This is a genomic window from Kocuria sp., from assembly GCF_030538595.1.
Taxonomy (GTDB): Bacteria; Actinomycetota; Actinomycetes; order Actinomycetales; family Micrococcaceae; genus Kocuria.
In genome coordinates this window covers 159,132-182,222 of the sequence record NZ_JAUNTS010000005.1, presented here as the reverse complement: position 1 = coordinate 182,222, position 23,091 = coordinate 159,132, and the positions used below count along the sequence as shown (strand labels likewise).

16 protein-coding genes and 1 tRNA gene are annotated in these 23,091 nt (G+C 63.3%); 14 read left to right on the top strand and 3 right to left on the bottom strand.

Annotated elements, in window-relative coordinates; translation table 11 throughout:
• The first annotated feature begins 174 nt into the window (after window positions 1-174).
• Together Q4G32_RS06470 and Q4G32_RS06465 are read left to right on the top strand one after the other, a co-directional pair.
• Complete coding sequence (locus Q4G32_RS06470; RefSeq protein WP_303350100.1) at window positions 175-1,122, top strand: glycosyltransferase family 2 protein; 948 nt, start codon at window positions 175-177, stop codon at window positions 1,120-1,122.
• Between the two features lie 4 nt (window positions 1,123-1,126).
• On the top strand, window positions 1,127-2,302 hold the full coding sequence (locus Q4G32_RS06465) for a glycosyltransferase family 4 protein (RefSeq protein ID WP_303350098.1): 1,176 nt from the start codon (window positions 1,127-1,129) through the stop codon (window positions 2,300-2,302).
• A 28-nt stretch (window positions 2,303-2,330) separates the two neighbouring features.
• Here Q4G32_RS06465 and Q4G32_RS06460 read toward each other — a convergent pair whose 3' ends face one another.
• Both Q4G32_RS06460 and Q4G32_RS06455 read right to left on the bottom strand, forming a co-directional pair.
• Window positions 2,331-3,275 carry a glycosyltransferase family 2 protein gene (locus Q4G32_RS06460; RefSeq protein ID WP_303350096.1) on the bottom strand — a complete coding sequence of 315 codons (945 nt, stop codon included), beginning with the start codon at window positions 3,273-3,275 and terminating at the stop codon, window positions 2,331-2,333.
• Window positions 3,276-3,424: 149 nt separating this feature from the next.
• Window positions 3,425-3,497 (bottom strand) — tRNA-Arg (locus Q4G32_RS06455).
• Between the two features lie 131 nt (window positions 3,498-3,628).
• Between Q4G32_RS06455 and argS the strand changes: the two genes are divergently transcribed.
• From argS to Q4G32_RS14030, 9 genes are all read left to right on the top strand, one after another.
• Window positions 3,629-5,281, top strand: coding sequence for an arginine--tRNA ligase (gene argS, locus Q4G32_RS06450; RefSeq protein ID WP_303350094.1), 1,653 nt, complete (start codon window positions 3,629-3,631; stop codon window positions 5,279-5,281).
• A gap of 83 nt (window positions 5,282-5,364) precedes the next feature.
• Window positions 5,365-6,969 carry a diaminopimelate decarboxylase family protein gene (locus Q4G32_RS06445; RefSeq protein ID WP_303350138.1) on the top strand — a complete coding sequence of 535 codons (1,605 nt, stop codon included), beginning with the start codon at window positions 5,365-5,367 and terminating at the stop codon, window positions 6,967-6,969.
• A gap of 121 nt (window positions 6,970-7,090) precedes the next feature.
• Window positions 7,091-8,410, top strand: a complete 1,320-nt coding sequence (locus tag Q4G32_RS06440; RefSeq protein ID WP_303350136.1) for a homoserine dehydrogenase — start codon at window positions 7,091-7,093, stop codon at window positions 8,408-8,410.
• A gap of 85 nt (window positions 8,411-8,495) precedes the next feature.
• Window positions 8,496-9,614, top strand: coding sequence for a threonine synthase (thrC, locus tag Q4G32_RS06435; protein WP_303350092.1), 1,119 nt, complete (start codon window positions 8,496-8,498; stop codon window positions 9,612-9,614).
• A 75-nt stretch (window positions 9,615-9,689) separates the two neighbouring features.
• On the top strand, window positions 9,690-10,661 hold the full coding sequence (gene thrB / locus Q4G32_RS06430; RefSeq protein WP_303350090.1) for a homoserine kinase: 972 nt from the start codon (window positions 9,690-9,692) through the stop codon (window positions 10,659-10,661).
• 340 nt (window positions 10,662-11,001) lie between these two features.
• Window positions 11,002-13,122, top strand: coding sequence for a transcription termination factor Rho (gene rho, locus Q4G32_RS06425; RefSeq protein ID WP_303350089.1), 2,121 nt, complete (start codon window positions 11,002-11,004; stop codon window positions 13,120-13,122).
• A 187-nt stretch (window positions 13,123-13,309) separates the two neighbouring features.
• On the top strand, window positions 13,310-14,395 hold the full coding sequence (gene prfA / locus Q4G32_RS06420; RefSeq protein WP_303350134.1) for a peptide chain release factor 1: 1,086 nt from the start codon (window positions 13,310-13,312) through the stop codon (window positions 14,393-14,395).
• 6 nt (window positions 14,396-14,401) lie between these two features.
• A complete protein-coding gene (gene prmC / locus Q4G32_RS06415; protein WP_303350087.1) occupies window positions 14,402-15,403 on the top strand; it encodes a peptide chain release factor N(5)-glutamine methyltransferase in 1,002 nt (333 codons plus the stop codon).
• A 5-nt stretch (window positions 15,404-15,408) separates the two neighbouring features.
• The gene (locus tag Q4G32_RS14030) at window positions 15,409-16,851 is read left to right on the top strand and encodes an L-threonylcarbamoyladenylate synthase (RefSeq protein WP_441327472.1); all 1,443 of its coding nucleotides are present in this window, start codon (window positions 15,409-15,411) and stop codon (window positions 16,849-16,851) included.
• A gap of 7 nt (window positions 16,852-16,858) precedes the next feature.
• Here the strand turns inward: Q4G32_RS14030 and Q4G32_RS06405 are convergent, their stop codons facing one another.
• A complete protein-coding gene (locus tag Q4G32_RS06405) occupies window positions 16,859-17,821 on the bottom strand; it encodes an NAD-dependent epimerase/dehydratase family protein (RefSeq protein ID WP_303350085.1) in 963 nt (320 codons plus the stop codon).
• Window positions 17,822-18,062: 241 nt separating this feature from the next.
• On the opposite strand from Q4G32_RS06405, the gene Q4G32_RS06400 reads away from it, so the two are divergent.
• The 3 genes from Q4G32_RS06400 to Q4G32_RS06390 are packed head-to-tail and all read left to right on the top strand — an operon-like array spanning window position 18,063 to window position 23,068.
• A complete protein-coding gene (locus Q4G32_RS06400; RefSeq protein ID WP_303350082.1) occupies window positions 18,063-19,922 on the top strand; it encodes a glycosyltransferase in 1,860 nt (619 codons plus the stop codon).
• A gap of 48 nt (window positions 19,923-19,970) precedes the next feature.
• Window positions 19,971-21,959 carry a polysaccharide biosynthesis protein gene (locus tag Q4G32_RS06395; RefSeq protein ID WP_441327471.1) on the top strand — a complete coding sequence of 663 codons (1,989 nt, stop codon included), beginning with the start codon at window positions 19,971-19,973 and terminating at the stop codon, window positions 21,957-21,959.
• Window positions 21,956-23,068: an MraY family glycosyltransferase gene (locus Q4G32_RS06390; RefSeq protein WP_303350080.1), complete on the top strand. Its 1,113-nt coding sequence runs from the start codon at window positions 21,956-21,958 to the stop codon at window positions 23,066-23,068. The genes Q4G32_RS06395 and Q4G32_RS06390 overlap by 4 nt, the downstream gene beginning before the upstream one ends.
• Window positions 23,069-23,091 lie beyond the last annotated feature (23 nt).

Genomic DNA, 23,091 nt, shown 5'->3' with positions numbered 1-23,091 from the left:
CCCGCCGTGGCCAGATCGAGGGCTAACAGGTGGACCCATCGTTTTCATGTAGTCTCATGATGTAAGGCTGGAACTGTCTGCCATTGGTACACGCAGAGTCTTGCCGTGTGCCCCGAGCGGGTGCCGGCGGAGACCGCGAATGGCAAGCGCACTGAAAAGTAGGATCACACCTCCATGACCCCCCGCGATCCTGAGCCGCAGGTCTCGGTCATCATTCCCGCACACAATGCCGAGGCCACCCTGGGTTTGCAACTGCTGGCCCTGGCCGCACAGGACTCTGCCCCGGTTTTTGAAGTGCTGGTGGTCGACAACCGATCCACGGATGGAACTGCGTCACTGGCCAGCCGATGTGGTGAAGACATAGCGCTGGATCTACGGGTCATAACAGCCGATCAGCACCAAGGTGCATCGTATGCCCGTAATGTTGGCGCGGCACATGCGCGCGCGCCACGGCTGATGTTCTGCGATGCTGACGACGTTGTTTCCACCCACTGGGTCCATCATGGCTTGCTGTCCTTCGCCAGCACTGATCTGTGGTCCGGAAGCGCGTTGGTCGTGGGCGATGACGTTTACGACACCAATGATCTTGAGGTGATCCGAGCAGCCATTCCGACCGGCTATCCATTCCGTGAACCCTTGGTCAAGCAACACACGGTTTTTCCCATTCTCATGGGCGGAAACTTTGGATGCACGGCCGAAATCTTCGGGCAGTTGCAGGGATTCGACCAATCTTTTGCCTCCAATGGGGAGGACAACGACTTCGCTTTTCGTGCTCAGCAAGTAGGTCACCACATCTACGATGCAGAGAGCGTGACCCTTGCCTATCGTGGGCGATGGCAACCATCTGTACGACGCAGACTGGCTCGGCGCAGCGCCAGGTCTCACGCAATGCTGGCGACCAGATACGGAGCCAGAAACCAATCGAGTTATCCACGTACGGTCGTTGAAGCGGCCAAAATTCTCGCATTCCCTGTGGCAGCTGTTGCAGGACGTCGGCAGTGGGATAGCGAGGAGTTCGGCTACCGGATTGCGCGGTGGATTGGATTTGTCGAAGGACGGTTGCGTTATGGTCTGCTCAAACGCGACACCGGCCCAAGACTGGGAGTAGGCCTGGAAGGGTGACAGGGTGAGTAGCAGTTTGGATGTGGCCTTGGGGTACGTTTCCCCGACTCCCGCTTGGGTTAGGGGAGGCTTGGCTGACAGTGGCGCTTTCCTCTTGGAAGCCCGCGCTGCTGAAGCAGTTACGGCCACGGCCCGTCAATGGCCCGGGGCCGTGACAGTATTGGTGCCCGAGATACTGGAGGTCCCGGCCTCCGCTGCCCTACCAGACGGTCTTGCCGTCGTGGGCGATACGGACGTGGCGGTGAATGTCCGCCAATCTGGTCATGGACCCGAGGCAGTTGATCGCCACGGATTCGACATCGTGACGGGCCTGTTGGCGCCTCACATGCTCGATCTCGTGCAGGCCCAGACACCCATCGTCCTGACCGCTGAAGTGGATTGGCGGATCCGCTGGGGCATTCAGCGGGCATTGGGTGCGCGCGGGATCAACGCGCTGCGAGTGCTCGCAGGATTGGGTAGACAGGAACTCAGAATCCGGAGGGCCGCAGGCCAGACAGCGGGCCTGCAATGCAATGGGCCTGCGGCTTCACACGCTTACAGCGGACTGACTCACGAGAGCCTGACCTACTACGACCATCGCGTGCGGGCTTCTGACCTGGAAGCTGCGCGGGATGTCTCTGGTTGGGATGGACAGGGGGCATTGCGTCTGGGTTTCTCAGGACGGTTGGACCCCATCAAGGGCCCGCAGTTTGCGCTGGAAGCGACGCGACGCGCCAGAGTCCGTGGTTTGAATGTAGAACTGACGATTTTCGGGGCCGGGCCGTTAGAGGAGGAGTTGCGTCGAAGCCAGGACTCGGGGATTCGGTTTGCCGGGTTCCGCGCATTTCGTGATGAGTGGTTGCCGGAGGTCCGAGAGAGCATTGATCTGATGGTGTTGCCACATCCACAGGGGGATCCGTCCTGCACCTATTTTGAATCCTTAGGATCTGGCTGCCCCGTCCTGGGGTTCCGCAATAGCACCCTCACACCGCTGGCCGTTGATCACGGGCTTGGATGGGCAGTTGAACCTGGGAATGTGGACGGTCTGGTGGAACGCCTGGCTCAAATCATGGAGGACCCACAATCGTTGGCGGATGCCCGATTGCGTGGACTGGAGTTCATGGGGGAGCACACTTTTGAAAAGACCGTACAGAAGCGTGTTGAACACACTGTTCGGTGCCTCCAGGCGGCTGGTCGTTAGCAGTTCATACCGGAAAGGCTGGTTGATGTCAGGGTCGTTTGATGAGACCCTGGATCAGGTGCCAATGCGCATGAAGTGGTGTTTTTGCTCCAGAGCGAGCGTTCCACAGCATGGCCAGCGCCTCGCGGCGCGGCATGTTGGAAGTGACAGCACGTTTGGCCAGGTTCCATCGCAGGGCCTGAGCCTGTGCACGCAATCTTGGATCGGCCGGGCTGATGGCGTGGCCGAGTGCTACGTAGGAAGCCCGCAGAAAGCGAGGGCTGTCTGAAACGAAACCCTGGGCTCCCAACGACGTCGCCAATCGACGCACCTGCACCAACGGTTCATCTGCGTAGACAAAGGGGTGGTCCTTGGCCATTCGCAGAAGTAGCTCAAAGTCTTCGTAGAACAAGTCTTCCGCGTAGCCGCCTACCGCCCGCAATGTGGATGTCCGCATGAAGAGCGACGCTGCAGGGATCCAGTTGGCCTTCACCAAACACCGCAGCGTTTCTTCTGTACGTTGTGGTTCGTCGGGCCACGGAAACTCAGTGCGCGACGTTTCCGCGATCACCTCTGAGAGTTCGTTGATCACCTGCGCATCCGAATAGGCCAACCCAACAGTGGGGCTACTGTTTTGCAACAGATTCGTGTGCACCTCGATGCGATGATCCAGCATGGTGTCATCAGCGGCAATGTAGGTGACAAATTCCGTGTCCACCATGTCCAACAAGCTGTTGAGGGTTGCGTTGAGACCCTTGTTCTTCTGCTGGGGCAGCCATTGCCAGGTCTTGGGTGCCTTTGCCAGGTATTCATACACCACCCGGGCCGTTTCACTTTGCCCAGGTGATGCATCATCAGTGATCAGGACGGCGGCAGCAGGCAATGTCTGCTGTGAGATGCTTTTTAACGTCTCGCCGATATATGCCTGATGATTGTAGCCAACCACCAGGACTGTGGTGCCTGGTTTGAGCTGTGAATGATTGCCGAACTCCACAATTGACCTGTTCTCAATGCGTTTCCAGCGCTGTCATCGGGACGCTGGGGGTGAACCTGGATATGCCATGTTAAAGGCGACAGACACCGTGTGGCGTGAGTTCGTGGTGCTCGCCTAAGGTTACGAGGCGCGAAATCAGGGACAAGAAGTGCCCGAGATAGGATTCGAACCTACGACTTCTTGCTCCGGAGGCAAGCGCTCTATCCACTGAGCTACTCGGGCGGGACCGCCCCGGGATCGCCGTGACGGACCCCAAGACTGTATCACCACGCCGGGTGTGCTCCGGACATCCCGGACCCCACGAACGTACGTGCGGGACCGGCTGGAACGGACACAGCCGCTAGACTGTCCCGGTGACTCCCGAAGAATTGACTGCCGTTGTATCCGCATGTCTGCGTGAGGCCGTGACTCAGGGGGAGTTGTCCCTCATGGAGGGCGCTGAGCTTCCTGACGTCAAGATCGAGCGCCCAAAGAACCGTGACCACGGTGATTGGGCCACCAACATTGCCATGCAACTGACTAAGAAGGTCGGTAAACCACCGCGTGAAGTTGCCGCGGTGCTACAGCAGCGTCTCCAGGAACACGACGGCGTTGCTTCCGTTGACATCGCAGGTCCCGGCTTCCTGAACATCACCCTGGACACCGCCGCAGCCGGTGAATTGGCGCGCACCGTTGTGGAGGCTGGCCGCCAGTACGGGCACAACCAGTCCATGGCTGGGACCACCATCAACTTGGAGTTCGTTTCAGCCAACCCCACGGGTCCGATCCATCTGGGTGGCACCCGGTGGGCTGCCGTCGGCGATTCGCTGGCGCGGGTCTTTGAATCCCAAGGTGCTGCTGTCACCCGGGAGTACTACTTCAACGATCACGGTGCCCAGATCGACCGCTTTGCCAAGTCCCTTCTGGCTGCCGCTGAGCACCAGCCCACTCCGGAAGATGGCTACGGGGGTGACTACATTGCTGAGATTGCTCAGCGGGTGCTGGCCGCAGAGCCGAACGCCCTGGAATCTGCTGACCCCCAGGAGGCTTTCCGGTCAGCGGGAGTTGAGTTCATGTTCGGGGACATCAAGGACTCCCTGGAACAGTTCGGTGTGCACTTTGACGTCTGGTTCCACGAAAATTCGCTGTTTGAAGACGGCGCTGTGGAAACCCTGCTGGAGCAGCTGAAAGCTCAGGATTCGCTGTACTTCAACGACGGCGCCTGGTGGTTGCGTTCCACGGAACACGGTGATGACAAGGACCGTGTGGTCATCAAGTCAGACGGCAACGCCGCCTACATTGCAGGGGACATTGCCTACTTCAAGAACAAGCGTGACCGCGGTGCCGATCTGTGCATCTACATGCTGGGCGCTGATCACCACGGCTATGTGGCACGTCTGAAAGCCGTGGCGGCCAGCCTGGGAGATGACCCCGCCACCGTTGAGGTGATGATTGGCCAGATGGTGAATCTGGTCAAGGATGGTGTTGCGGTGCGAATGTCCAAGCGGGCCGGCACCGTGGTGACCATGGAGGACCTGGTGGATGCCGTGGGTGTGGATGCCGCTCGGTACTCGCTGACCCGGTACTCGGTGGATTCCAACATTGACATTGACTTGGACTTGCTGACCAAGCGGTCCAATGAGAACCCGGTGTTCTACGTCCAGTACGCCCACGCGCGGACCTGCGCCGTGGATCGCAATGCAGAAGCGGCCGGGGTGACCCGGGAGGCATTTGATGCAGGGTTGCTCTCCCACCAGACCGAGGGCGAATTGCTGGCTGCGCTGGGTGCGTATCCGTCAGTGGTTGCGGAGGCGGCTCAACTGCGTGAACCCCACCGCGTGGCCCGTCACCTGGAAGCCCTGGCCGGGGCCTACCACCGCTGGTACGGTGCCTGCCGTGTGACCCCCATGGCCGAGCAGGAGGTCACGGACACCCACCGCACGCGGTTGTGGCTCAATGACGCCACGGGTCAGGTGCTGGCCAACGGCCTGGAGTTGCTGGGGGTATCCGCTCCCGAAAGGATGTGACCGTGAGCAATTTCGAGCAGTCCGAACCATTCGATGACCACGACGACGTCGTCACCACCGGTTTTCGTCTACGCCCCGTGCCCATGGTGGATGTGGCGCGGGAAGACTCGTGGCAAACCGGCCCCAGTGAGTTGGCGCCCGAGTGGCTCAGCGTTCCACGCGACTGGCAGGAGCTGGACCGCACCGTGTGGCCGGAGGCCTTTGGGCGGGGGGATTCCGGCGAGCTGACCGTTTCCGGGCTGAGCGCAGCCGCGCTGGCCGAAACCTACGGCACACCGCTCTACGTGGTCTCTGAGGACACCTTCCGGGCACGTGCCCGCGAGTTCCGGGATGCCTTCGATCAGGCTTTTGAGGCCATTGGAACCCAGGTTTCCGTCTATTACGCCGGTAAGTCCTTCCTGACCCCGGAGGTGGTGCGCTGGGTGCGGGAGGAGGGCCTGAATCTGGACACGGCCTCCGGTGGAGAAATGTCCTGCGGTATGCGCGGAGGCATGGATCCGGCGCGCATGGCACTGCACGGGAACAACAAGTCAGCGGCTGAGATCACGCGAGCACTGGACGCGGGTGTGGGACGCATTGTGGTGGATTCCCTGCCTGAGATCGAACTGGTGGGCAGGCTGGCGCGGACACTGGGAGTCACCGCCCCCGTCATGTTGCGTGTGACACCGGGCATCCACGCGGAAACCCACGACTTCATTGCAACCGCGCACGAGGACCAAAAATTCGGCCTCTCCCTAGCCCCGCCGCAGGCCACGGACGTTCAAGCTCAGGACGCGCTGAGTGCTGACGGGCAGAGCAGCATCGCAGATGTGGCCTCCGCACCATCGGATGCAGCCGCACCCGTAGGGGATGGGGTTGCATCGGCGGGGGAGTCGGTCACATCGGCAGCCATGCGGGCTGTGAGCGCCTGCGTAGCTCACCCCAACCTTGACTTGCAGGGCATCCACTGTCACATCGGGTCCCAGATTTTTGCCGCTGAGGGTTTTGCCCAGGCAGCCGAGCGCGTGCTGACCTTCATGGCTGAGGTTCGGGCCAAATTCGGGGTCCAGCTGCCCCAACTGGACCTGGGCGGAGGCTATGGAATTGCCTACACGGAAGCTGACCGCCCGCGCCCAGCCCAGCACATTGCAGAAGCATTGGCCGCAGCCGTCCGGGACACCTGCCAACGCCTGGAGTTTCCGGTGCCGCATCTTTCCTTTGAGCCGGGCCGCTCCATTGTTGGTCCCGCAGGGATCACGCTCTACACCGTGGGCACCATGAAGGCAGTGACGGTCAAGCCCGGTCAGTCCCGCCGCTACGTCTCCGTGGACGGCGGCATGTCAGACAACCCGCGACCCGTTCTCTACGGTGCGGACTACTCCGCCGTGGTTGCTGATTCCACCTCCGGGGAGGGCACGGCTGCACCCGTGTTCTCGCGGGTGGTGGGAAAACACTGCGAGTCCGGGGACGTTGTGGTCAACTCCACCTACCTGCCCGCAGATCTGGCGGCCGGCGATCTCCTGGCGGTGCCTGCCACCGGTGCCTATTGCTGGGCGCTGTCCAGCAACTACAACTGGCTACCGCGTCCCACCGTGGTTGCGGTGAGCACCACATCCGGTGAACCTCAAGCGCGCGTGATGGTGCGTGGGGAAACCGAAGACGACCTTTTTGCCCGCATGGAACCCTCCGAGCCCACGCCCCTGGCCTGAGTTCCCTACCATCCTGGAGTACACCGTGACCAACGCTGCCGCCCACAACGCTGCCGGCTCCGCACCCACCGGGCAGCCTGCTCCCTCCGCTGCCACCACCACCGATGCTGCCGATCGGGTTGTGCCCACGGTCCGCGTGGCCTTGCTGGGAGCAGGAAACGTGGGGGCTGAAGTGGCTCGAATCCTGCTCCACGAAGCGGATGAACTGGGGGATCGAATTGGGGCCCGGCCGGAATTGATCGGTGTGGCGGTGCGCGACGTAACTGCCCCCCGCACCGTGGACCTGCCCCGTGACCTGTTCACCACGGACGCAGACGCTCTGATCGACGCCGCGGATGTGGTGGTTGAGCTGACCGGCGGGATGGAGCCCGCTCGGATGCGAATCTTGCGCGCGCTACAAGCCGGGAAACCGGTGGTTTCAGGGAACAAGGCGTTGTTGGCGCAGCACGGGGCTGAACTGCATGCAGCAGCAGAGGCGGCCGGCACCAGCATCTCTTATGAGGCCGCAGTGGCCGGGGCCATCCCGATTGTGCGGCCCATGCTGGATTCACTCTCCGGAGACAAGGTCAACCGCGTGCTGGGCATCATGAACGGCACCACCAACTACATCCTGGACCAGATGGACACCACCGGGGCCAGTTTTGACGACGCCCTGGCGGAGGCCCAGCGCCTGGGATACGCGGAAGCTGACCCCACGGCCGACGTCGAAGGTCATGACGCCGCCTCCAAAGTGGCCATCCTGGGCGGAATTGCCTTCCACTCCTCCTATCGCTTTGACGACGTCTACTGCCGTGGAATCACCGGCGTGACCGCGGAAGATGTGGAGGCCGCCCGTGAGGGTGGTTACGTGATCAAACTGCTGGGTGTGGCCGAGCGCGTGACGGACGGGCCGCAAGCGCCGGAGCAGGTCAACCTCCGGGTGGTTCCCACCATGCTGCCCCGTACCCACCCGCTGGCAGGCGTTCACGGTGCCTTCAACGCCGTGTTCGTGGAGGCTGAGAATGCCGGGGAGCTGATGTTTTACGGCCCAGGTGCCGGCGGGGCGCCCACTGCCTCTGCCGTCATGGGTGACTTGGTGGCTGCCCTGCGCCGCTCCGTGGCAGGTGGCCCCGGAGTGGGTCCTTCCTTCCATGCGGACCTTCCGGCCACCGGCGTTGACGATGTCCGCACCAGCTTTTCACTGACCCTGTTGTGCCCTGACCGAACCGGCGTTCTGGCGGAAATCTCTTCCGTTTTTGCCGAGCACGGGGTGTCGATCTCCACCATGCAGCAGCGTGACCTTCCGGCTGATCCTGAATACCCGGACCAGCGTTTGGCTGAGCTGCGCTTTGTGACCCACCGGGCACGTAACGCGGATCTGGTCCGCACCGTTGAAGCCATCCGGGACATGGACGTGGTCCTGGACCTACGGGGCCTGATCCGCGTGGAGAACCACACCTGACACCCGAGCCCTGACGGGCACGGACACACCTGGACCTCACCCGAACGTGGCAGCGTTTGGCCCCCAAGAATCTGGAGAGAACAACATGGCGCATCTGTGGCAAGGCGTGATCAACGAATACCGGGACCGTCTTCCGGTCACCGATTCCACTCCGGTGGTCACCATGGGGGAGGGCGGAACCCCACTGATCAAGGCCCATGCCCTGTCCGAGCTGACGGGTAACCACGTCTGGGTGAAGTTTGAGGGCATGAATCCCACGGGTTCCTTCAAGGACCGCGGGATGACCATGGCCATCACCCGCGCCAAGGAGGAAGGCGCCAAAGCCGTGGTGTGCGCCTCCACCGGCAACACTTCCGCTTCCGCTGCCGCCTACGCCAAGCAGGCCGGGATGCGCTGCGCTGTGTTGGTGCCTGAAGGCAAGATCTCCATGGGGAAGATGGCTCAGGCCGTGGCCCATGGCGCGGACATCATTCAGATCGACGGCAACTTTGACAACTGCCTGGAGATCGCGCGCAAGCTCTCGGACTCCTACCCGGTGTTCCTGGTCAACTCCGTGAACCCCTACCGCATCCAGGGCCAGAAAACCGCTGCCTTCGAGGTGGTTGATGCGCTGGGTGATGCCCCGGACTACCACATCCTCCCCGTGGGCAACGCAGGGAACATCACCGGGTACTGGAAGGGCTACACGGAATACGCTCAGCCCTACGTCAACTCCGTCAACGACGCCGACCGCGAACTTCCGGCCGTGGCCTCCAAGACCCCCATCATGTGGGGTTTCCAAGCGGCGGGGGCAGCCCCGCTGGTGGCAGGTCACCCGATTGATCAGCCGGAGACCATTGCCACGGCCATCCGCATTGGCAATCCGGCGTCCTGGGACAGTGCAATTGCTGCCCGCGATGAGTCCGGTGGACTCATTGAGTCCGTCACCGATGAGCAGATCATTGAAGCCCAGCGTTTCCTCTCCTCCCGTGACGGAGTGTTCGTGGAACCAGGTTCAGCTGCCGGTGTGGCCGGACTGCTCAAGAAGTTCCGTGAAGGTGCCGCCCCCGTTGGCGCGCGGATTGTGATCACGGTGACCGGCCACGGCCTCAAAGATCCCCAGTGGGCCGTCAAGGGTGCTGAATTGGAGGACCCCACAGCGGCCGAGCCCAAACGCGTGGACTTTGACGTGGTGTCCGTGGCCGCCGCGCTGGGATTGGACTGATCCAGATGGTCAAGCAGCTTGACCGGGCCCTGAATCAGGGACCGGAACCAGAAGAACCAGCAGAGGTGTCACCTGATGCAGTGGCGTGAGGTTTTGGAGCCGGGGCAGGCGGTGACAGTTGAGGTGCCTGCATCCAGCGGCAACGTGGGCCCGGGTTTTGACAGCTTGGGCCTGGCCCTGGGGCATTACGACACCGTCCGCCTGGAGATCCTGGAATCGGGGCTTGAGTTCGATCTCAACGGGGAAGGCTGCGAATCAGTCCCGCGCACCGAAGACCACCTGCTGTTGCGCTCCGTGCGCGCCGCGTGGACTGCCGCAGGGCTCACGGAACAGCCCGGGCTGCGGGTGCACACCCGGAACCGGATTCCGCACGGTCGCGGCATGGGCTCCTCCGCCACCTGCGTGGTGGCGGGTGTGGTGGCCGCCAACGCATTGCTGCCCGCAGCGGTGCAACTGACGGACACGGAACTTTTGCAGGTTTGTGCAGGGCTGGAAGGCCACCCGGACAATGTTGCCCCGTCCCTCTACGGCGGGCTGACCATCTCCTGGGGGGAACCCGGCCACTGGCACAGTGCCCCGGTGGCGGTTCACCCCGACGTCGTTCCCGTGGTGGCCATTCCCAATTACGAGGTCTCCACGGCCCTGGCGCGCTCCTTGCTGCCCGCTGAGGTGGAGCACCGAACGGCAGCGGTCAACGCCGGCCGCGCCGCTCTGCTGGTGGAGGCCCTGACCCGCCGCCCCGAGCTGTTGCTGCCTGCCACTCACGATGGGCTGCATCAGCCATTCAGGGCTCCCGCCATGCCTCCCAGTGTCGCGCTGGTGGCTCACCTACGTGCCCAAGGCCACGCCGCGCTGATCTCAGGGGCCGGGCCCACTGTCCTCACTTTGGCGCCCTCAGCAGAGGCGGCAGAGCAGGCGGAGGCCGACATCATGCGGTTCACCGCCCACCCGGAACCAGACCGTGAACACGTCACGTGGCGTGTTCTGCGGCTGGTCGTACCCGCCCGGGGTGCTAAAGTAGAAACGCATCCCAAAGTAGAGGTCTGATCCAGACCACGTGTGGGTGCATCCCTGATCCCATGAATGTCCTGATGACTGCGTGACGTCCTACGTTCCAGCACTGAACATTTCATACGGATCAAGCGGCTCTTGATGAGTTGTGAGAGCAAGTTCTCACAACCGCCTTGTCTGCCTTTCTTCAACGGAGAGAGACCAGCCTCAGAAGTCCCGTGCAGCCCCGCTGCACACTTCAAGCACAAGAAACCCGCAGTCAGCCACACCCCGTCTGAGAGGGTGTGGGCGGCCCGCAGTCAGCGGCCCGCACAACCAATCAAGGCTCCCGGCGTCTGAGTGCCGGAAGCCCCATTCGAGGGAAAAGGAAACCTTCGTGACCGAAACCACCGACCTGAACACCGGGACGGACCAGGAAACCGCAGCATCCAAGGGCACAGGCCTCTCCGGTCTGAAACTGGCCCAGTTGCAAGCGCTGGCCGCACAGCTCGGTATCACCGGCGCTCGCCGGATGCGTAAGTCCCTGCTGGTGGATGCCATTGAGGCTCACCAGCGTGGTGGCAGCGTGGCCGACCGTGACCGCAAGGTCACCGAACAGATTGAACAGACCGCTCAGCGTGCTTCCGCCAAGGCCGGCGTCAGCGATGCCCAAACAACCGCGGGAGCTGAAGAAGCCCCCGTGGTGGCAGCTCGAACCGGGCGGGGCCGCAGCCGCCGCGCCGGGTCCGCGGACAACCAACAGTCCACGGGGGAAACCACCCCCAGCCAGGACAGCAACTCCGCCGCGCATACTGATGCCGCCACAACAGAGAACCGTGAAGACGGCGGATCCACACACTCCGCCGAGGACAACAGCGGTAACGACTCCAACCGCGAACGGGGCTCCCGCTCCCAGCGCCGCGGCCGCAACCGCGACCAGAACGGTCAGGGCGGCAAGAACGCCCAGAGCCAGGACGGGGAGAACTCCGGGTCCAACGGCCAGAATGGTGCGGATGACCAGTCCGGCAATGGTGGCCAGTCCAGCCAAGACGGCGACTCCAACAACCGCCGTAACCGTCAGGGCCGTAACCAGGACGGCCAGAAGAACGATTCCGGCAACAAGAACAAGCAAAACAAGAACAAGCAGGGTGGCCAAGGCTCCGGCAACCAGGACGGCTCCGGAAATCAGGGCCGCAACAACCAGAGCGGCGGCAACCAGGGCAACAACGGCCCCGATGACGACGGCGGATCGCGCCGCAACCGCCGCAACCGCAACCGTAACGACCGCAATGACCGGCGCAACCGCCGGAACCGCAACAACGGTCCAGAGGTTGATGACACCGAGCCCACCGAGGATGATGTCCTGCTGCCGGTGGCGGGCATCCTGGATGTGCTGGACAACTACGCCTTTGTGCGTACCTCCGGCTACCTGCCCGGCTCCAATGATGTGTACGTGTCCCTGGCGCAGGTCAAGAAGCACAACCTGCGCAAGGGCGATGCCGTGGTGGGCGCTATTCGTGCACCGCGTGAAGGGGAGGAGAACAACCGCAACCAGCGGCAAAAGTTCAATGCCCTGGTGCAGTTGACCAGCGTCAACGGCCGCAAACCGGAAGAGCTCACGGACCGGGTGGACTTTGCCAAGCTGGTGCCGTTGTACCCGCAGGAGCGGTTGCGCCTGGAGAATGAGCCCAAGAAGATCGGCCCCCGCGTGGTGGATCTGGTGGCTCCGATCGGCAAGGGCCAGCGCGGTCTGATCGTCTCCCCGCCCAAGGCCGGCAAGACCTTGATGCTGCAGTCGATTGCCAATGCCATCACCACCAACAATCCGGAAGTCCACTTGATGATGGTGCTGGTGGATGAACGCCCGGAGGAAGTGACAGACATGCAGCGCACGGTCAAGGGTGAGGTCATTGCCTCCACCTTCGACCGCCCCGCTGATGATCACACCACCGTGGCCGAACTGGCCATTGAGCGCGCCAAGCGCCTGGTGGAGTTGGGCATGGACGTGGTGGTTCTGCTGGACTCCATGACCCGTTTGGGCCGTGCCTACAACCTGGCGGCGCCGGCCTCCGGACGCATCCTCTCCGGCGGTGTGGACTCCGCTGCGCTGTACCCGCCCAAGCGCTTCTTCGGTGCTGCCCGCAACATTGAGGGTGGCGGGTCTCTGACCATCCTGGCCACTGCCCTGGTGGAGACCGGCTCCAAGATGGATGAAGTGATCTTTGAAGAGTTCAAGGGCACCGGCAACATGGAACTGCGCCTGTCCCGCCAGCTGGCTGACAAGCGCATCTTCCCGGCTGTTGACGTCAACTCCTCCGGCACCCGCCGCGAAGAAAACTTGATGTCCGGCGATGAGCTGAAGATCATGTGGAAGCTGCGTCGTGTGCTCTCCAGCCTTGACCAGCAGCAGGCCCTGGAACTGCTGACCAACCGGCTGCGGGACACCCAGTCCAACGCCGAGTTCCTGATGCAGGTCCAGAAGACCACGCTCAACGTCAAGGCGGACGACGACCGCTAGTTGGCTGACCGCGGCCCCGGAGGGTTCGGCGCTGTCACTGCGGGCATCAGCCCGCAGTGATGTACCGCGCTGGACCCCCGGGGCCGTCGTCGTTGTCCGACTCCGGAGACCAGCGTCCGTGGGCGCTGCTCCTGTGCTCCACCTCTGACCGAAAGGAAGCTGCATTGTGGCGGACTCCACCCAGTCTGTGACCGACCCCATCCAGGCGTTGCTTGATGAACATGCTGAACTGCAAACGCGGTTGGCTGATCCAGCGGTCCACGCAGACCCCTTGCTGGCCAAGCGCCTCAATCGGCGGTATGCAGAACTGAACAAGGTGGTGGCTGCCCACACCGAGCTCCAGCGGCTACGTGATGACCGTGAAGCCGCTCAGGAACTGGCCGGGGAGGACCCGGAGTTCGCGCGGGAGGCGGAGGTCCTGGAACCGCAGATCGAGGTGGCCCGGGAACGGCTGCGGGTGCTGTTGATCCCGCGTGATCCAGACGATGCCAGAGACGCAATTTTGGAAATCAAAGCCGGGGAAGGCGGCGCTGAGTCGGCGCTCTTTGCCGGTGATCTTTTGCGCATGTATCTGCGGTTCGCTGAATCTCAGGGGTGGCGAACAGAGGTTCTGGGGGAGACCCCTGCTGACCTGGGCGGCTACAAGGACGTTCAAATTGCGGTCAAGGGCCGCGGGGACGACCCCGCGGAAGGCGTGTGGGCACACCTCAAATATGAAGGCGGTGTGCACCGCGTCCAGCGGGTTCCGGCAACGGAATCACAGGGCCGTATTCACACGTCCGCAGCGGGTGTCCTGGTGTTTCCGGAAGTGGAGGCCCCGGAGGAAATCGAGATCCAGGGCAACGATCTGAAAATTGATGTGTACCGGTCATCCGGTCCCGGTGGACAGTCCGTGAACACCACGGACTCTGCGGTGCGGATCACCCACCTACCCACGGGGATTGTGGTGGCCATGCAGAACGAAAAGTCTCAGTTGCAGAACAAGGAAGCTGCCATGCGCGTGTTGCGCGCCCGGCTCCTGGCGCATCAAGCCGAGGAACAGGCGGCTGAAGCCTCCGCTGCTCGCCGTTCCCAGGTGCGCACCGTGGACCGCTCCGAACGGATCCGCACCTACAACTATCCGGAGAACCGGGTGGCGGATCATCGCACCGGATACAAGGCGTACAACTTGGATCAGGTGATGGACGGTGCTCTGGGTCCCGTGGTGACTTCAGCCATTGAGCTTGATGAACGCGAACGCCTGGCCGCTCTGGGCCAGCGCGATGGACAGTGACACCGTATGAACACCGAACAGTCGTCATCCTCACAGGTCAGTTCAGCGAGCGGTACGGGCCCGGGCACGCGCTCCCTGGCCCAGGGGTTGCGCTGGGCCACCTCCCTGTTGGCTGAGGCGGGGGTGGAGACCGCAGAAAACGATGCCGTCCTGCTGGCCGCCCATCTCACGGGCCTTGACCGCGGCGAGGTGCAGGCCAAGGCAATCATTGGCGCGGACACCCCAACCGGATATCGGGAGTTGGTGGAGCGCCGGGCTCAGAGGGTGCCGTTGCAGCACCTCATAGGCAAGGCCCCGTTCCGTCGCGTGGAGTTGGAGGTGGGGCCCGGGGTGTTCATCCCTCGCCCGGAAACCGAACTTCTGGTGGAGTTGGTCACCGAGCGTTTGCGGGAGGCGCAAGCCGAGGGCCGGGCTCACCCCGTGGTGGTGGACCTGTGCACCGGTTCCGGTGCCATTGCCGCAGCCCTGGCTGATGAAGCCCCGCATGCTCGTATCCACGCCGTGGAACTGAGCGAGCAGGCCCACGTGTGGGCCGCGCGCAATCTGGCCCCGTACAAGAGAGTTGAACTGCGCCTGGCAGATGCAACCCAGGTGCCACCCGAACGTACTGGGACGGTGGATGTGGTGGTGAGCAATCCACCCTATGTCCCGGAGTCGGAGGCCCCTCTGCCCCCGGAGGTGGCCGACCATGATCCAGCCATGGCCCTGTGGGGTGGTGGGGATGACGGCATGACCGTGCCCAACCGCATCATTGCAGCCGCCGCTCAATGGCTGCGGCCAGGCGGATACCTGGCCGTGGAACACGCCGAATCACAGGCTCAGGCCGTGGCCCGGGCGTTTCACACCCACGGGTTCACCCACGTGGAGCTGCATCACGACCTTGCGCAGCGTCCGCGGGCCACCGCGGGATTCTTGGCGACGCCGCGGACATCTGAGCCGTGTCAGCCCGAATCTGAACTGCGCCAGTATCAAGCTGACCCATCCCCGCAGCATGGAGTGCAAGAATGACCCGCGTGAATCAGACACCACAGGAGAACGCTGAGCCGCAGATCGGTCCTGAAGCGGGCACCGGATCGGAACACCGGACGGGACCGGAGGCGGCCGCGCCGGAGGCCGTCACCGCGGAGGATGCGGCCACGGAAGCGCAGGAGCAGACCCAACCGGCCGCCGTCGTGTATCAGTGCGCGCAGGAGAACCAGCGCGCCGTGGGGCTCAAACACGCCCAACAGGCCGTGGCCGCTGACGAGTGTGTGGTGATCCCCACAGACACCGTGTACGGCATTGCAGCCAATGCGTTTTCAGCCGCGGCGGTGGAGAAACTTTTGGCGGCCAAGGGCCGGAACCGGACCATGCCGCCTCCGGTGTTGATTGCACATTCCGGGGTTCTGGACGGTTTGGCCGATGAAGTCTCCGCGGAGGCCAGGGCCTTGGCGGAGGCGTTTTGGCCGGGTGGCCTGACCCTGATTTGCCATGCGCAGCCCTCCCTGCAGTGGGATCTGGGGGAGACCCAAGGCACCGTGGCTTTGCGAGTTCCAGACGACGAGGTGGCACGCGAACTCCTGACCCTGTCCGGGCCACTGGCGGTGTCCTCTGCGAACAAGACCGGATTGCCAGCAGCCACCACCGCGCAGGAGGCGCGCCGGATGCTGCAGGACAAGGTGTCCGTGTACTTGGACGCCGGGGGGCGCGGTGTGGCCACTTCCGGTGGATCATCGGCGCATCCGGTGGTGACCCGCACAGCACAGCCCTCCACCATCGTGGACTGCACCGGAACCACTCCGGTGGTGGTCCGCGACGGCGCCATTGGCCTGGCCCGCCTGCGAGAAGTGGTGCCCTCTGTGATCGGCGTGGAAGGTGAGGAGCCACCGGCACAGATCCCGGAGACCACAGCGGCCGAACAGGCTCAGGCGGATCACAGCGATCCAGAACCCTCCACCGATCCCGTGGGTGCGGCAGACGGTGACGATCAGGGCGAGCACTTCCATGAGGGTGCAGCGCTGCCCTCATCCCCGGGGAGTGAGACGGCCGGAACAGAAGCGGAACATGAACTGGCGGAAGCCCGGACTGAGGCTTCCGAATCAAGAGTGGCCCACACCCCGTCCGAGCGAGCAGAGGCTCGGTCTGCGGCGGAAGTGTCTGCTGAGCGCAAGCAGGAAACCGAGCGGGGTGCGCGTGCGATGGCCGCCACCCGCGTGCAGCCCAGCCAGGCCGAAGCTCTGGTGCTCAGCGGTGCAGGTCTGGCGGTGAGCACCACCGCAGGGCAGACCGACCCGGATCAGGAGGGGCCGTCGTCGACAACGCAACCTGGACCGGACCAGAATCGGCGCCGAACGGTTTGCTCCCGCGTGGCGGGGCAACCGCAACCCGTGGACCGTGCCACAGCGGCGGCTCTTGTGGCCAGCAGCGGTGAGGACTCGGAAGTTGCGTCCTTCGCTGCGGATCAGAGCCGCCGCTGAGCGGAGCTCAACCGCGCTTGGCGTGAACGGCGCGCAAGAGCTCACCGATCTTGGGGGCGGGCAGAAGGCCTTGCTCCCGGCCCCATCCCGGTACTTGATTCTGCCCGAACCAGGTGACCTCAATGCGGCGGATGGCACCGTGCCAGCGGTTCTTGGCCAGACCGGAGAGGAAATACCCGGAAGCCACCGCAGCCTTGCACAAGGAAGTGGGCAGCTTGATGGGGTGGCGCCGCCCCGCATCACGCAGGATGGACGCGGTGGTTGCTCCCTCCCAGGGGAGCAGCACAATCTGAGGGACCGATTGGTGATGGGAGCCCACGGTCACGGTGAACTCCGCAAGGGCGTCAATGGAGGTCACGGGAGTGTGGGCAGTACCGTCTCCGGCCACGGAACACAGCGGGGAGGCGGCAAAGGCCGCCAGGCGCTGGGTGGTCCCACGGTCCGGTCCCTGGACGGAGGTGGCGCGCAGAATCACCAGCTCCGGGTTGGTCGGCCGGTCCTCACGGGAAGCCAGGCGTTGCAGTGCAGATTCCCCCAGTGCCTTGGAGAAGGAGTACGGGGAAAATGGAGAGGTGCGGGAGGTTTCATCCAAAAACGCAGTTTTGCCTTGCACTGCGGCGGAACTCATGTGCACCACTCGTTTGACGCCGGTGCGTTCGGCTGCCGCCAAAATCAACACCGGAAGCATGGCATTGGCACCCACCAAGGCATCCTGGTCTGTGCCATCCGGTGTGGCGATTCCAGCGGCGTTGACCACCACATCTGCTCCGGCAAAGGAATCAGCCAGATAGTCGATCACGGATTCCAAGTCCTTGGCCCGCCCCAGCAAGTGGTGCACGGTGCGGGCGCCGCTGGAGAGCCTGGGGGCGGAGACGGCTTGAACACTATGGCCTTGTGCTCGCAATTCACGGGTAACAGCGGAGCCAACGAATCCCGTGGATCCCACCACGCGCCATGCTCTGGAGGTCACAGACCTTCTCCTCTCGATCGGGCTGGGCCGAGCCAGACCGCGGCAACTGCGCGGCCTGCTCTGGAACATCGTACAGAGAACCACCTGGAGTCAACCTTAAGAGGCCTTTCATGCTCGGGTGCTAATCTCGGCAGGTCTCCATGCTCCAGCCTCCGGGCCATCACACTGGATCTGCCGGGACATTGGACGTGACCAGTCGGGCTGGAAAGCACCAGCCATCGCACAGAGATCAGGATGGGACGTGGGCGTGAACCCTGCACCGCGGGTGGTTGCCGTAGTGGTGAGTTACAACCGCCGCACGCTCTTGGAATTGACGCTGCGCGGAATCTTGGGCGGTACCACGGTTCCGCAGACCGTGGTGGTGGTGGACAACGCCTCCACAGATGATTCCGTACCCTTCATCCGACAGTTCGCCGCTGACCACGCAGCCACGGGTCAGCCGGGCCACATTGAGCTGGTGGAGCTGCAACGCAATGTGGGTGGGGCCGGTGGCTTCACAGTGGGGATCGACCAAGCTGCAAACGTGTACGGCGCGGATCTGATCTGGGTCATGGACGATGACACCGAACCTCTCCCGGACACGCTCAGCGCCGCCGTGACCGCTTGGCGCGACTACGACGCCGATGGCGCTCGCCGGCCGGCCTTTGTGGCCAGCCAGGTCCTGTGGACCGATGGCACCGAGCACCCCATGAACTCCATGATCGAGCGTATTGGTGCCGGTCCCCGCCGAAAAGCCAGGGCGGCAGCCGTGGGTGGACGCAGCATTCGTTCAGGCTCATTCGTGTCCTTGCTGATGGACGGTGACGCCGTGCGTGCAGCTGGCCTGCCCATTGCGGACTACTTCATCTGGGATGACGATTTCGAGTTCTCCACCCGCCTGGCGCGGTGGGAGGACGCCATTCAGGTGCCTGCCTCCAAGGTGATGCACCACACCAAACAAGCCGGTAACACCGACGCCGATCCTGGGCCCAGGTTTTACAACGATGTTCGCAACAAACTGTGGGTTTTCACCCGCTCCGCCTCCTTGGCGCCGTGGGAGAAGGTGCTCTACGGCGGCGCCACGGCACGCTTGTGGTGGCGCACCCTGAAGACCACCGATGACCGTCGAGCAGTGACGCAACGTTTCCTCCGTGGTGTCCGTGATGCTCTGCGTGCCCCCCGGACCAACCGGCAGGTTCTGGATGGCCTGTGGGAGCTCACCCCCGACCGCGGTGGTGCTGTTGGCGGTTCCACACCCCTGGAGCCCGGTGTGGACTTCTCCCTGCTCATGCCGGTCTACCGCGGAGACACGCCTCAACGGTTCCACCGGGCACTGCTGTCCTCAACGCTGGAGCAGGTACGGCCGCCCAGCGAGGTGGTGATTGTGCGTGACGGTCCGGTGGATGATGACCTTCAGGCGGAACTGGAGGCTTTGACTGGGCGACTGGAACAGGCCAGCCCGCCGATCGCCGTCGTTCGCGTGGACCTGCCGATCAATGCCGGGTTGACCAATGCGCTGCGTACCGGGCTGCGGGCATGCACTCACGATGTGGTGGCCCGGGCCGATGCGGACGATGTGTCCTATCCGGACCGGTTTGCCCGCCAATTACCGGTCATTGAGGCCGGTGCGGACGTGGTGGGTGCCGGTATGAACGAAATCGGCGACGACGAATCCCACATCTTGGCCGGCCGCGAGGCCCCCGTGGGCGCTGCCGAAATCCGGCGGGTGTCCAAATTGCGCAATCCTGTGTCCCACCCCACGGTGGTGATGCGCCGCAGTGCCGTGACCGCCGTGGGTGGTTATGAGTACGTGCCGCTGGCGGAGGACTACTGGCTGTGGGTCCGTCTGCTCAAAGCGGGGGCGGACATTCGTAACATTGCGGCTCCGCTGGTGGGGTACCGGGTTTCCGGTGGTGCGTATCAGAGGCGCGGGGGACTGGCTGTCTTCCAAGCGGAAATGCAGCTTCAATCGCGTCTACGCGGAAGCGGGTATCTGAGTTTCCTAGAATGGCTGCGCAACGTTGCGGTGCGCGGTGGATACCGGTTTGTTCCCAGGTTCGTGCGTGAACGGGCCTATCGGAACATGGTCAGCGGCTACCCCAACTCCACCCACAACGGGTGAGATGATCTGCCATCATGGCTGAAACCTCGCCCACGGAAGGACCCCACCATGCACCACCCGCGCAGTAGCGAGTCTGCGGGGCCGTCCACGGGAGCCCACCCACGCGTTGCGGAAAGCAGCGCCACTGACCGCAACGGCGCGGAAAATGATCGACCCACAGCCTGGTTGTGGATCCAGATGTGTCTGGACTCCTTTGCCTGGATTGCGGCCATGGGCGTGGCCCTGGTGTTGCGGTATGAACTGAGCGTTCAGTTCATCAACCTCTCCAGCCTGCTGATCGTGTGCTTGATTGCCGTGGTGACTCAGCTGGCCGTGGGATTCTCTTTTGCGCTGTATCGGGGCCGGTATTCCTACGGCAGCTTTGATGAAGGCAAACTGCTCATTGTGGTCACGCTGATCGTGACGGCAGTGCTCCAGATCGTTCTTCTGGTGGCAGGCAACACCATCGGCATTCCACGCTCCGTGGCTCTGATCGCCTTCCCCTTTGCGGCCCTGTTCATGGCGGCTTTCCGCTATCTGAAGCGGATGTACCAGGAGTCCACCTCCAAGCCCCAGGCCAATGCCCAGCACGTGGTGATTTACGGTGCGGGTCAGTCCGGCACGTTCATTGTGCAGCGCATGATGCAAGACCCGGATTCCGAATACCTGCCCGTGGCTCTGCTGGATGACGACCCCGCCAAGAAGCACTTGCGGGTCTCTTCCGTACCGGTGCTGGGCACGATTGCGGATGCCCCGTCTGTCCTGGCTCAAACCCGCTCCAGCATCTTGTTGGTGGCACAGTCCAACGCTTCCTCAAAACTCATGCAGCGAGTTTCTGATGTGGTGGCTGGTACCAATACCCGCGTGATGACAGTGCCGCCGGTGCGGGACATGCTCACGGGCTCCGGAACCCGGGTGGACATTCGGGACATCAGCCTGGAGGACTTGATTGGGCGCACCCCGGTGGACATTGATGCCGTGGGGATCGCCGACTACATCACCGGCAAGAAAGTACTGGTCACGGGCGCGGGTGGGTCCATCGGTTCGGAGTTGTGCAGGCAGCTGTTGGCCTTTGACCCGGCTGAGTTGATGATGCTGGACCGGGACGAAACCAACTTGCAGGCCACCCAGATTTCCATCACGGGCCGCGGTTTGCTGGACGGTCAGGACACCGTTCTGGCGGACATCCGCGACGGCGAAAACTTGGCGGCTATTTTTGAACGACGACGCCCCGATGTGGTCTTTCACGCCGCGGCCCTCAAACACGTCTCCCTGCTGGAGACCTATCCGGATGAGGCGTGGAAGACCAACATTCTGGGCACCCTCAACGTGCTGACCGCAGCCCGAGCGGCTGACGTGGAGGTGTTTGTCAACGTCTCCACGGACAAGGCTGCCAACCCCACCACGGCCCTGGGGCATTCAAAGCGAGTGGCAGAGAAGTTGACTGCCTGGATGGCGCAGGAGACCGGCAAACGGTATTCCTCCGTTCGGTTCGGCAATGTGTTCGGCTCCCGGGGCTCCATGCTGCCGTTGTTCACGGAGCAGATTCGGCAGGGTGGCCCCATCACCGTCACGCATGAGGATGCCACCCGGTACTTCATGACCATTCCGGAAGCCTGCCAGCTGGTGGTGCAGGCCGGTGCCATTGCCAGTGGTGGAGAGGTCTTGATCCTTGACATGGGCGAACCTGTCCGCATCCTGGATGTGGCCAAGCGGCTGCGGGCGCTGTCTGGTCAGGAGCGCATTGAAATCATCATCACCGGGCTGCGCCCGGGGGAGAAGTTGCATGAGGACTTGATTGGCTACGGCGAATCCGATGCCCGCCCGTATCACCCCAAGATCTCCCACGCCAAAGTCCAGACTTTGGACCCGCAAAACCTGGACCGTCGCGAGTGGAAACAGCGTGGCGGAATGCCACTGACCGGCTCCTTCCCGGCTGTCCCGCAGGCCACGCAGCCTGCACTGACCCAGTTCCACGGGGCTCGGGACGTGCCCTCCAGCAAGATTGACCAGGGACCGGCTTCGGCAGTCGATGCGGGTGAAGGGCAGGCATCATGACCGATGGCCCCAGCGTCCTGTCCGTAGACCCGGGCTCCACCCCCACCCCGGAGGAACTGCTTGATCTGCTCCATCTGACTCTGACCTTCGGCGCAGGCGCCTTGGTGCTGAGTCTCCTGCTGCCCTTTGTGGTCAAGCCGCTGCTCACCCGGTGGGGCGTGGTGGACATCCCCAATGAGCGTTCCTCTCACACCCGAACCGTGATCCGCGGCATGGGATTGGCCGTGGCTGGCGCGGTGATTCTGGTCCAGCTTGCAGGTCTGCTGACCGGCGTGGTCTACACGGACCGTTCAGTTGCGCTGACGGTTCTGGTGGGAACTGCGGCCTGTGCTGCGCTGGGTTGGGTTGAAGACTTCAAGGGCGTGTCCGTGCGAGTGCGCCTTGCCGTGCAGATCCTCATTGGCGCGGTGTGTTCCGGTCTGCTCATTTGGGCGTTGGAAACCAGCGTGCTGTGGTGGATTGTCTGCACCGGTGCCGTGGTGGTCTACGTCAACGTGGCCAACTTCATGGATGGGATCAACGGCATCTCCGGACTGCACGGGCTTGTGGTGGGCAGCCTGTATGCCTGGGCGGGGGCTTCCAACGATCTTCCCTGGATGATGATTGCCGGACTGGCCATCGCCTGTGCTTTTGCGGGATTCCTCCCGTGGAACCTCAGCCGCGGGTCAGTATTTCTGGGTGATGTGGGCTCCTACCTGCTGGGGGGCGGGATCATCCTGATTGCCGTTGCCGCCTTCCTGTCCGGGGTGTACGTGGAGTATCTGCTTCCACCGCTGGCCGTCTACCTGGCAGACACCTCCTGGACCCTGATGCGCCGATTCCGCGCGGGAGAGCCATGGTGGCGCCCACACCGGCAACATGCCTATCAGCGCCTCACGGACGTGGGATTCAGTCACGTGCAATCCGCCCTGGTGGTGTCGGGAACCACGGTGCTGGTCTCCGTGATTTCACTGATCGGTCTACGGCTGAGCGGGGCGGCCGTGGTTGCCTCGGGGGTGGCGGTGATTCTCTTGCTGGTGGCCTACCTTGCTCTGCCGACTCTTCTGCAGCGGCGCCACAGGCAAGGCTGCGTGGAGCGCGCCGGTGACAGCCCGGCACCCACCGCATGAACCGGGGTTCCACCGGCATCACT

Excerpts from the sequence above, each read along its gene's own strand:
- Q4G32_RS06470 (WP_303350100.1), top strand. The coding sequence starts at position 175 with ATGACCCCCCGCGATCCTGAGCCGCAGGTCTCGGTCATCATTCCCGCA.
- Q4G32_RS06445 (WP_303350138.1), top strand. The coding sequence starts at position 5,365 with ATGGTGGATGTGGCGCGGGAAGACTCGTGGCAAACCGGCCCCAGTGAG.
- thrC (WP_303350092.1), top strand. The coding sequence starts at position 8,496 with ATGGCGCATCTGTGGCAAGGCGTGATCAACGAATACCGGGACCGTCTT.
- thrB (WP_303350090.1), top strand. The coding sequence starts at position 9,690 with ATGCAGTGGCGTGAGGTTTTGGAGCCGGGGCAGGCGGTGACAGTTGAG.
- prmC (WP_303350087.1), top strand. The coding sequence starts at position 14,402 with ATGAACACCGAACAGTCGTCATCCTCACAGGTCAGTTCAGCGAGCGGT.
- Q4G32_RS06395 (WP_441327471.1), top strand. The coding sequence starts at position 19,971 with ATGCACCACCCGCGCAGTAGCGAGTCTGCGGGGCCGTCCACGGGAGCC.
- Q4G32_RS06390 (WP_303350080.1), top strand. The coding sequence starts at position 21,956 with ATGACCGATGGCCCCAGCGTCCTGTCCGTAGACCCGGGCTCCACCCCC.